The sequence below is a fragment of the Streptomyces colwelliae genome, assembly GCF_048158785.1.
Lineage (GTDB): Bacteria > Actinomycetota > Actinomycetes > Streptomycetales > Streptomycetaceae > Streptomyces.
This window is the reverse complement of the sequence record NZ_JBLTJC010000347.1, coordinates 1-10818: the sequence shown is the minus strand read 5'-3', so window position 1 is coordinate 10818 and position 10818 is coordinate 1. Positions and strand designations below refer to the sequence as shown.

9 protein-coding genes are annotated in these 10818 nt (G+C 71.5%); 2 read left to right on the top strand and 7 right to left on the bottom strand.

Features of this window, described 5'->3' with window-relative positions; all coding sequences use genetic code 11:
* A partial coding sequence (locus ACNFOC_RS42965; protein ID WP_416964436.1) for an RNA polymerase sigma factor occupies positions 1 to 554 on the top strand: 554 nt, incomplete at its 5' end.
* Between the two features lie 198 nt (positions 555 to 752).
* Here ACNFOC_RS42965 and sucD read toward each other — a convergent pair.
* The 7 genes from sucD to ACNFOC_RS42930 form a co-directional block, all read right to left on the bottom strand.
* Positions 753 to 1637, bottom strand: coding sequence for a succinate--CoA ligase subunit alpha (gene sucD / locus ACNFOC_RS42960; RefSeq protein ID WP_416964435.1), 885 nt, complete (start codon positions 1635 to 1637; stop codon positions 753 to 755).
* Between the two features lie 21 nt (positions 1638 to 1658).
* Complete coding sequence (gene sucC, locus ACNFOC_RS42955; protein ID WP_280878363.1) at positions 1659 to 2837, bottom strand: ADP-forming succinate--CoA ligase subunit beta; 1179 nt, start codon at positions 2835 to 2837, stop codon at positions 1659 to 1661.
* 386 nt (positions 2838 to 3223) lie between these two features.
* Positions 3224 to 3412 carry a hypothetical protein gene (locus tag ACNFOC_RS42950; RefSeq protein ID WP_416964434.1) on the bottom strand — a complete coding sequence of 63 codons (189 nt, stop codon included), beginning with the start codon at positions 3410 to 3412 and terminating at the stop codon, positions 3224 to 3226.
* Positions 3413 to 3492: 80 nt separating this feature from the next.
* Complete coding sequence (locus ACNFOC_RS42945) at positions 3493 to 4338, bottom strand: hypothetical protein (RefSeq protein WP_416964433.1); 846 nt, start codon at positions 4336 to 4338, stop codon at positions 3493 to 3495.
* A gap of 88 nt (positions 4339 to 4426) precedes the next feature.
* Positions 4427 to 5608, bottom strand: coding sequence for a vWA domain-containing protein (locus tag ACNFOC_RS42940; RefSeq protein WP_416964432.1), 1182 nt, complete (start codon positions 5606 to 5608; stop codon positions 4427 to 4429).
* 142 nt (positions 5609 to 5750) lie between these two features.
* A complete protein-coding gene (locus tag ACNFOC_RS42935; RefSeq protein ID WP_416964431.1) occupies positions 5751 to 8243 on the bottom strand; it encodes a DUF5682 family protein in 2493 nt (830 codons plus the stop codon).
* An 84-nt stretch (positions 8244 to 8327) separates the two neighbouring features.
* Positions 8328 to 9458, bottom strand: coding sequence for an ATP-binding protein (locus ACNFOC_RS42930; protein WP_416964430.1), 1131 nt, complete (start codon positions 9456 to 9458; stop codon positions 8328 to 8330).
* Positions 9459 to 9614: 156 nt separating this feature from the next.
* Here ACNFOC_RS42930 and ACNFOC_RS42925 point away from each other — a divergent pair.
* Positions 9615 to 10818 (top strand): SWIM zinc finger family protein (locus ACNFOC_RS42925; RefSeq protein WP_416964429.1); only part of this gene is annotated, 1204 nt, incomplete at its 3' end.

Genomic DNA, 10818 nt, shown 5'->3' with positions numbered 1-10818 from the left:
ACCCGGAACCCCCGCCCCCGGACTCCGCCGACCGCACCCTGCTGACGGCACTCCTCAAGCTCCCGCCGTCGTACCGCCGCACGCTCCTCCTCTACGACGGGGTCGGGCTCGGTCTCGCGGAGACCGCGGCGGAGACGGAGGCGAGCACGCCGGCGGCGGCGAACCGGCTGCTGCACGCGCGCGAGGCGCTTGCCGCGCGGCTCCCGGACCTGTCCGACCCCACCGAGCTGCACCGGAGGCTGACCGAACTGGCCTCCACCGGACGGCTGCACGCGGCCAAACCGCCGACGGTCCGTTTCGTCGGCGAACGCCGGACCGTGTTCTGGACCCGGGCGGCGATCGCGTTCACCGTCGCGATCATCGGCGCGACGACGTTCACGCTGCGGGTTGCGCCCACGCATTACGAGGCGCCGGTGCCGTTGGGGGAACGGGTGGAGGGGGTGCCGGCGCGGGTGGTGCAGGGTTCCTTGTCCGAGGAAGAGGTTGCTCTTCGGGACCGGTTGCGGAGCGGGATGACGAGCGGTCCGGAGAGGCTGGCACCGCTGAGTCGGTAGGTCGTCGGCTGCGGCCCGGTGGGGGCTGGTCGCGCAGTTCCCCGCGCCCCTAAAAGACGACCCCGTTTCAGCCGACCTGCTTTTAAGGGGCGCGGGGAACTGCGCGACCAGCCACGACGCACCCGCACCCGACCGACAACGCATCGATGGGCTCGCTCCAACCCACGGAGCGAGCCCATCAACGTGAAGCCAGGTAACTCAGCCGGCCAGGATCTCGCGGGCGAGCTTGGCCGTCTCGGTCGGCGTCTTGCCGACCTTGACGCCCGCGGCCTCAAGGGCCTCCTTCTTCGCGGCAGCCGTACCGGAGGAACCGGAGACGATGGCACCGGCGTGGCCCATCGTCTTGCCCTCGGGCGCGGTGAAGCCCGCGACGTAACCGACGACCGGCTTCGTCACGTTCTTCGCGATGAAGTCCGCGGCCCGCTCCTCCGCGTCGCCACCGATCTCACCGATCATGACGATCAGGTCGGTGTCGGGGTCCGCCTCGAACGCGGCGAGCGCGTCGATGTGCGTGGTGCCGATGACCGGGTCGCCACCGATACCGACGGCGGACGAGAAGCCGATGTCACGCAGCTCGTACATCATCTGGTACGTCAGCGTGCCGGACTTCGAGACCAGGCCGATACGGCCCGGCTTGGTGATGTCGCCCGGGATGATGCCGGCGTTCGACTGGCCCGGGGTGATGAGACCGGGGCAGTTCGGGCCGATGATGCGGGTCTTGTTGCCCTTCGACTTCGCGTACGCCCAGAAGGCGGCGGAGTCGTGGACGGCGATGCCCTCGGTGATGACGACCGCGAGCGGGATCTCGGCGTCGATCGCCTCGACCACGGCGGCCTTGGAGAAGGCCGGCGGTACGAAGAGGACGGATACGTTCGCGCCCGTCTTCTCGATCGCCTCGGCGACCGTGCCGAAGACCGGGATCTCGGTGCCGTCGACGTCGACGGACGTGCCGGCCTTACGGGGGTTGACGCCACCGACGATGTTGGTGCCGTCGGCCAGCATGAGCTTGGTGTGCTTCATGCCCGTGGAGCCGGTCATGCCCTGGACGATGACCTTGCTGTCCTTGGTGAGGAAGATAGCCATGGCTGTTTTGTCCCTCGTCCCTTACTTCGCAGCCGCGAGCTCGGCGGCCTTGTCGGCCGCGCCGTCCATGGTGTCCACGCGCTGGACCAGCGGGTGGTTGGCGTCGGAGAGGATCTTGCGACCCAGCTCAGCGTTGTTGCCGTCGAGACGGACGACGAGGGGCTTGGTGACTTCCTCGCCCTTGTCCGCGAGCAGCTGCAGCGCCTGGACGATGCCGTTGGCGACCTCGTCGCACGCGGTGATGCCGCCGAAGACGTTGACGAAGACCGACTTGACGTCGGGGTCGCCCAGGATGATCTCCAGGCCGTTCGCCATCACGGCCGCGGACGCGCCGCCGCCGATGTCGAGGAAGTTGGCCGGCTTCACGCCGCCGTGGTTCTCACCGGCGTACGCGACGACGTCGAGGGTGCTCATGACGAGACCCGCGCCGTTGCCGATGATGCCGACCTCGCCGTCGAGCTTGACGTAGTTGAGGTTCTTGGCCTTGGCCGCCGCCTCAAGCGGGTTGGCGGAGTCCTTGTCCTCAAGGGCCGCGTGGTCCGGCTGGCGGAACTCGGCGTTCTCGTCCAGCGAGACCTTGCCGTCGAGGGCGATGACCTTGCCGGAGGCGACCTTCGCGAGGGGGTTGACCTCGACGAGGAGGGCGTCCTCCTTGATGAAGGTGTCCCACAGCGTCACCAGGATCTCGGCGACCTGCTCGGCGACGTCGGCCGGGAACTTCGCCTGCGCGACGATCTCACGGGCCTTCTCGATCGAGACACCTTCGTTGGCGTCGACCGGGACCTTCGCGAGGGCCTCGGGGTTCTCCTCCGCGACGACCTCGATCTCCACGCCGCCCTGGACGGACGCCATGGCGAGGAAGGTGCGGTTGGTGCGGTCGAGGAGGTACGAGACGTAGTACTCCTCGACGATCTCGGGCGCGGTCTCGGCGATCATCACCTTGTGGACCGTGTGGCCCTTGATGTCCATGCCGAGGATGTCCGTCGCACGCGCGACGGCCTCGTCCGGGGTGGCGGCGAGCTTCACGCCACCGGCCTTGCCACGGCCGCCGACCTTCACCTGGGCCTTGACGACGGACTTGCCACCGAGCCGCTCGGTGGCTGCGCGGGCCGCCTCAGGCGTGTCGATGACTTCACCGGCCAGCACCGGTACATCGTGCTTGGCGAAGAGGTCCCTCGCCTGATACTCGAACAGGTCCACGCGCTTCCGTCCTCAGTGATATCGCGGTTCGTTGGATGCGTGGGCGTGCCGCGAAGGGCAACGTGACGTCCGCTGTCACAAGGGAGGCGCACACGGTGACCGAGCGCGCGGCATGTCCGTCTCGCAGGTTATCGCTGGTTGCAGAGGGCCCCTAAATCGAGGGTCACACCTGAGCGGTGATACCTGTCACATGATGCCGGTTTTCGTGACACGGAGTGCCGCGTACGGGGCGTTCGGGCAGTTCTTTCGAACGGGCCTTCGAGCTGGCCGTTCGGGCGGGGTCCCGCCGGGTTGGGGCTGGCCCGGCGGGACCCCATACCGTGAGACGGACTCCAGACAGACCGACGGCATTCGGCCGTCCGGGGGTCACTGCCTCACGGAGTCGGTCACTCCCAGTGCCGGATCCGGCGCGGCTGCGGCGCGAGGCCGCTCTGGGCGCAGACAGTGCGTGCGGCCTGAGCGCCCTGGATGGCGGCGGCAGCCCTGACCCTGGACCCCCTCGGGACGGAGACCTTGGCGTCGACGAGGCGTCGTCGGAGTTCGGAGGGGGTGGTGTCGATGCTGTTCGTGCTCATGCGTACGTCGGTTCCTCAGGCATGACAGAAATAGGGACATGGCGACATTCCAGGCAGCTCAACTGCCGGAAGGGCCCTGCCTAGCCTGGGAAAACGGGAACGTCCCGGTACCTGTCCCGCGTCTCGCCCGCGTCCGCACGCGCGGCGGCACCGGGCACGATCCGCACCTGCACCCGGTTGTCCAACGTCACGGCATGCGCGTCACAGTGCCGCGACGACCCGTTGTCCGCGCCATCGGTGTCGCCGGTGGGTGCCGGGCGCTGGGTGGGGGTGGCTCCGGCACAGGCCGACGAGGCGTGCCGTACGACGACCGCATGTCCTACGGCGCCGGACTCATCGGCGGTGTCCGCGACGAAGCGCGGCCCGTACGTGGCGCCCACGCCTGCTGTCACCTCGGCCGGTCTCGCATCCGAGCGATGCCCACCGCCCGAAGGCTGCGGGGCGGACCGGACGGGCGCCGGCACCGGCGCGGTGTGCGCCGGAGACGACGGCACCGGAACCACCGGCTGACTCGGCACCACGGGGGCCGAGGGCAACGTGGGCAGCGTAGGCAAAGTGGGCAGCGAAGGTGCCTCGGCCAACACCTCTGTCACCGTCTTCGCCACCACGTCAGTCACGACGTCAGTCACGGGCCGCACGACCCGCTCCACGGTGTCCGGGACCGGAGCCAGCACCGGGGCGAGAACAGGAACCGAAACCCGGACAGGAACCGGAACCGGCTTGACCGCCTCGGTGGAGACCGGAGCCACCCCCGGAATCACCGGCCGCTGCCCCGTGCCCCCGTCCGCCGCCTGCGCCTGTCCCCCGCACAACAACCCGAGCGCGCACAACCCGCCTACCAGCAGCGCCAGTTGCAGCACACGCCGCCCAACCGCCGTACGCGTCACGCGCAGAGCGGCACCGGGCAGTGCGGCGGGCCAGTTCATGAGGCGTCGATCCTTGCACGGCCCTCCCGAGAACGCGCAAGCCCCCTACTGCGCAAGGCAGTTCGTCACAATTGCCGATGCCTGTTCGTCACGCGGTGTCCGGTATCGGCAACGGCCGCTTCTCGATCGCCGCCGCCATCACCTCCGGGAACAGGTCGGGCGTACAGGCGAAGGCGGGTGCCCCCAACGCGCCGAGCGCGGAGGCGTGTTCGCGGTCGTAGGCGGGCGTGCCCTCGTCGGACAGCGCGAGCAGGGTCACGAACTGCACCCCCGACGCCTTCATCGCCGCGACCCGCTTCAGCATCTCGTTCCGGATGCCCCCTTCGTAGAGGTCGCTGATCAGCACGACGACCGTCTCGGCGGGCCGGGTGATCTGCGACTGGCAGTACGCGAGCGCCCTGTTGATGTCCGTACCGCCGCCGAGCTGGGTCCCGAAGAGCACGTCCACCGGGTCGTCGAGCTGGTCGGTGAGGTCGACGACCGCCGTGTCGAAGACGACGAGCCGGGTGTTGATCGACCGCATGGACGCCAGTACCGCGCCGAACACGGAGGCGTAGACGACGGACGCCGCCATCGACCCGGACTGGTCGATGCAGAGGATGACCTCCTTCTTCACGGACTGGGACGCGCGCCCGTATCCGATCAGCCGCTCCGGCACGATCGTCCGGTACTCGGGCAGGTAGTGCTTGAGGTTGGCCGCGATCGTGCGGTTCCAGTCGATGTCGTGGTGGCGCGGCCTGTTGATACGGGCGCTGCGGTCGAGCGCGCCGGTGAGGGTGGCCCGGGTGCGGGAGGCGAGCCGCTTCTCCAGATCCTGGACGACCTTGCGGACGACCGCCCGCGCCGTCTCCTTCGTGGTCTCCGGCATCGCCTTGTTGAGGGAGAGCAACGTGCCGACGAGGTGCACGTCGGCCTCGACCGCCTCCAGCATCTCCGGTTCGAGGAGCAGCGCGGACAGCCCGAGCCGGTCGATGGCGTCGCGCTGCATGACCTGGACGACGGAGGACGGGAAGTACGTCCGGATGTCCCCGAGCCAGCGCGCGACGGACGGCGCCGACGCCCCTAGCCCCGCCGAACGGTCCTTGGCCGCCCGCCCCTTGTCCTGCCTGCCGTACAACGCGGCCAGCGCCCCGTCCATCGCGGCGTCCTGCCCGGACAGCTCGCACCCGGTGCCGTCGGCTGCATCACCCCCGAGCACCAGCCGCCACCGCCGCAACCGCTCCGGCCCGGGGTCCGCGACCCCGCCGGCCGCGACCGCCTCGGCCGTCATCCGCGCACCCCCGCCGTACGCAGCCCTTCCCACAGCGGTACGACCCGCACGGCCGTCACCGGGCGGTCCACGCCCCCACCGGCACGGGCCGGTTGAACCCTCTCCCCCGGCCTTCCCTTGCTCTGCCTGCCGTTTCCGCTCGTCATCCCGCCACCCCCACAAGCTCGTTGTCGTCCAGCCCCAACAGCAGCCGCAGCACCGGCACGACCGCGTCCGCGCGCCCGGCGTCCAACTCCGCCCCGAACCCGGGTATCCCGGCCGCCGTCGCCGCCGTACCCACCTGCTTCCCCGTTCCGCGCCGCACCAACTCACCGAGCGTCTTGCGCACCCCCGGCTCGTACGACGAGAACGTTCGCCTCAGCAACGGCAGTACGTCGGTGAACGCCTCCGCCGGCACTCCGGTCAGCCACGCGTCCACCAGCCCGAGCAGCCGCTCGTCGTGCACGAGCAGCAGCCCGCCCCCGCCGCCGACAAAGCCCTCGATCCACGCGGCCGCGTCCGCCGGCGGCGTCCCGGGCGAGAGCACCAGCCCCATCAGCCGGGCCGCCTCGTCCGGCCCCAACTCCCCTTCGTCCAGCAGGAGTCGTACGGCACGCCCCCGGATGACACCCGGCACGGTGTCCCGCGCGGAGAGGGTGCGGAGGACTGCGCGCCAGCGACCGCGCAGGTCGCGGGGGCCGAGGGCGGGGGCGTTGCCCTGCTCTGGTCGGGAGGCATCAGCGTGCCTGGGCCGAGAGGCCGCGCCGTCATCCTGTGCGGAGGCGTCGCCAGGCCCGGGGGCCTCCCCTCGCCCGGCCCCAGGGGCATCGCCGAGCAGCGCCACCGCCCCGTGCACCGCGTCCACATGCCGCCGCATCTCCTCCGCGGCATCCGTGTCGAGGGCCGCGCAGGCCGGCGGCAGCCCGACGAAGACCCGCTCGGCGAGGCCCGCCGCGACCTCCGTCAGCGCGGCGGTGTCGGTGCCGCGTACATCGCCGTAGCGCAGTGAACGGACCAGGGCGGGCAGCGCCTGGGCGAGATGGCCGACGTCCGTGTCGAGGGCCGCGCGGTCGGCGAGGACCTTCATCACCACGGGGAGCGCGTCCGGGAGTTCGGCCAGCAGGCAGTGCTCGGCGAGTGCGGTGACGTCGGCGAGGCTCTGCGCCCCGATCGCGTCCGCCTCCGCCTTCGCGTTCGCCGCCGCGAGCACCGTGGTCCCCCACACCCCGGCCTCGGCGACCCGCACCGCCAACTCCGGCTCCCAGCGCAGCCGCCAGGTCTCCCGGAACGTACCCGTGCTTCCCCGCGAGGCGACCGGCTCGCCCCATTCGATCCGCAGCAGCCGCAACCGGTGCAGCAGCCTGCTGCGCCCGGCGTCGGTCTCCTTGCGCAGGTCGAGCTCCAACTCCCGCTCCAGCGCCTCCGGTTTGATCCGCAGCCTGCGCTGCGACCGGTCGAGGTCGCGCTGCAAGGGCACGGCGGGCGCACCCGGCGGCACCTCGCCCAGCACATCCCCGACGACGAGCCGGTCGTGCACCAGCGACAACGGGACGTCCGAGCCCTCGCACATCACCGCGCGCACCGCGTCGGTGGTCTCACCGAGCCCCGGCAACGGACGGCCGCGCATCACCGCGAGCGTCTCCGCCAGCCGCACGGCCTCGATGACATGGGCCGGGGAGACGATCCGGTCCTCCTCCCGGAACAGCCCCGCCACCTTGGTCATCCACCGCTCGACCGGCCGGTCCGGCGCGCCGAACAGATGGCCGTACCAGCCCGGCGAGTCGATGCCCGCGCCGTAACCGCTGGCCCGGGACAGCCGGCGATGCGTCCACGGCACCCAGGTCAGATCGGCCTTGACCTTGGGCAGCCCCTTCAGCAGCGCGCGGTCCGCGGCGACGGCGGCCTTCTGCCGCAGCGCGGGCACATGCCAGGCCCCGCACACCACGGCCACGTCGTCCTCGAACTCCCGCTGCGCGGACCGCACTTGGAGCCGCATGTACGCCTCCCGCACGAGATCCCGCTCGTGCCCGCCGACCCCGTACGTCTCGCGCAGCGCCCCCATCGCCTCCTCCAGCGCGGTGAACGGCGCGAACGCGTCCCGCTCCCCCACACCCCGGTGCTCTACGACGTCCTCCCACCAGCGCTCGGGATCGTCGTAGCCGGCGGCCTCGGCGAGGACGGCGAGGGGATCGACGCGGATGTCCGAGGCGGAAGGGGTCTCCTCGGACGGGGTTTCGTCGGACGGGGTCTCGGCAGTTGGGTCCGGCGGCTGCTCCTCCCCCGTCAACTCGCCCTCGGCATCCTCCTTCCCCCACGCCAGCGTGTGCGTGGCCGGGAGGTCGATGAAGCGGGCCGGGACCTCGTGTTCCAGGGCCCAGCGGATCGCGACCCATTCCGGGGAGAACTCGGCCAGCGGCCAGAACGCCGAGCGGCCCGGTTCGTCCACGGCGTGGGCGAGGAGCGCGACCGGCGGCCGCATGTCCTCGTCGGCGGCCAGCGGGATCAACGCGTCGGCCTCCGGCGGCCCTTCGATCAGGACGACCCGCGGCCGGTCCGCGTCCAACGCCGCCCGCACGGCCCGCGCCGAACCGGGCCCGTGATGCCGCACCCCGAGCAACAGCGGCCCGGCGCCCCGGCCCTCCTCAGTCCCTGCCACGTCGTCCCCCTCCCCTCCGGATCCCGTTCCAACTCCAACTCCAACTCCACGCGGAGTCGTCGTCGACCAGCCCCCTGGTGTCGCTCACGCGCTCACCTCCCGGCAGGCCCGGTAGAAGTCCTTCCAGCCGTCGCGCTCGCGGACGACCGCCTCCAGGTACTCCTGCCAGATGACCCGGTCGGCCGCCGGATCCCGGACGACGGCGCCGAGGATGCCCGCGGCGACATCGCTCGGCCGCAGCAGTCCGTCGCCGAAGTGGGCTGCCAGGGCAAGCCCGTTGGTGACGACGGAGATCGCCTCGGCCGTGGACAGGGTGCCGCTGGGCGACTTCAGCTTCGTCCGCCCGTCGGCCGTGATCCCGTCGCGCAGTTCGCGGAAGACGGTCACCACCCGGCGGATCTCGTCGACGCCCTCGGGCACCGCGGGCAGGTCGAGGGAGCGGCCGATCTGGTCCACACGACGGGCGACGATCTCTACCTCGGCGTCCGCGCTCTCCGGCAGCGGCAGCACCACCGTGTTGAAACGGCGGCGCAGGGCGCTGGAGAGGTCGTTGACGCCGCGGTCGCGGTCGTTGGCCGTGGCGATCAGGTTGAAGCCGCGGACCGCCTGCACCTCCTGCCCCAATTCCGGTATCGGCAGCGTCTTTTCCGACAGGATCGTGATCAGCGAGTCCTGTACGTCGGCCGGGATACGGGTCAGCTCCTCGACGCGCGCGGTCATCCCCTCGGCCATGGCCCGCATGACGGGGCTGGGCACGAGGGCGTCGCGGCTCGGGCCGTTGGCGAGCAGTTGCGCGTAGTTCCAGCCGTACCGGATCGCCTCCTCCGGAGTGCCGGCGGTGCCCTGCACGATCAGGGTCGAGTCGCCGCTGACCGCCGCCGCGAGGTGCTCGGACACCCAGGTTTTCGCGGTGCCGGGCACGCCGAGCAGGAGCAGGGCGCGGTCGGTGGCGAGGGTGGTGACGGCGACCTCGACGATGCGGCGCGGGCCGACGTACTTCGGTGTGATCACCGTGCCGTCCGGCAGCGTGCCGCCGAGCAGATAGGTGGCGACCGCCCACGGCGACATCTTCCAGCGGACCGGGCGCGGCCGGTCGTCCTGCGCGGCCAGCGCGGCGAGTTCGTCAGCGAAGGCGTCCTCGGCATGCGGCCGCAACGCCTCGTCCGACGGCTTCTCGTGCGCTTGCTCAGGCGTGGTTTCTACAGACACAGTCATGGCTGAGGCCCCCTCCAGCTCGGCCGGTTCGGATCTGGTGTCCACCTTGCACGACCCCACTGACAATGCGTTCTGACCTGCGAAAACGTGCTCGTGAGGTTGGCGGCCGGACCGCTCGCGGACCGATTGTCAGTGCTGGGATCTACCTTCGATGACATGACTCAGCAGGGGGTGCGCTGGACGGCTGACCAGGTGCTGGCACTGGCGCCTGACGCAGCGTCACGCAAAGCGGGAAGCAAGCTCGGGGCGGCGGGGCCGTGGTCCGAGGCGGGCAGTTCTGACGAGGGGACGGTGTGGGGGCAGTGCAAGGGCAGTGGCAGCAAGCCGTATCAGACGGTCGTCGACATCGCGGACACCGCGGGGCCGGCGTACAAGTGCAGTTGTCCGAGCCGGAAGTTCCCGTGCAAGCACGCGCTGGGGCTGCTGCTGTTGTGGGCGGGCGAGGACGGCGCGGTGCCGTCGGGGCAGGCGCCGGGCTGGGCCGAGGAGTGGCTGGCGGGGCGGCGGAAGCGGACGGAGGAGAAGCGGGCGGCGGGGGCGTCCGGTTCCCCGGCCGCCGCTGATCCGGAGGCGGCGCGGCGCAGGGCGGAGCGCCGGGCCGAGCGGATCACCGCGGGCGCGGGCGAGTTGGAGCAGCGGCTGACGGACCTGTTGCGCACCGGCCTGGCCTCGGCGGAGCAGGCGGGGTACGGCTTGTGGGAGGAGACCGCGGCCCGCATGGTCGACGCCCAGGCGCCCGGACTGGCCGCGCGGGCAAGGGAGTTGGGGGCGATCCCGTCCTCAGGACCCGGCTGGCCGGTCCGACTGCTGGAGGAGTGCGCGCTGCTCCACCTCCTCGACCAGGCCTGGCTGCGCCGCGAGGGACTGCCCGACGACCTGGCGGCGACGGTCCGTTCCCGCATCGGCCTGCCCGCCTCACCGGAAGGCCCACCCCTGCGCGACCACTGGCTGGTCCTCGCCCAGTACGACACGACGGACCCGAAACTGACGACCCGAAGAATCTGGCTCCACGGCACGGAGTCGGGCCGCACGTCCCTCCTCCTCTCCTATGGCGCCGCGGGCCGCGCCCCCGAGCTGGCGCTGCCCATGGGGCTTGCCCTGGACGCGGAGGTGTCCGCTTTCCCGGGCGCCGGGCAGCTCCGGGCGGCCCTGGGCGAGCAGTTCGCGGCACCCTCGCCCACGACGGCCCGGCCGCAGGGGGTGACGACGGCTCAGGCCGCCGTCCACTACGGGGAAGCGCTACGGCACGACCCGTGGCTGGACGCGGTCCCGGTGACGCTGGACCGGGTCGTGCCCACCCCGGACGGCGACTCCTGGCAACTGGCGGACGCCGACGCGGACTCGGCGCTCCCCCTCACCC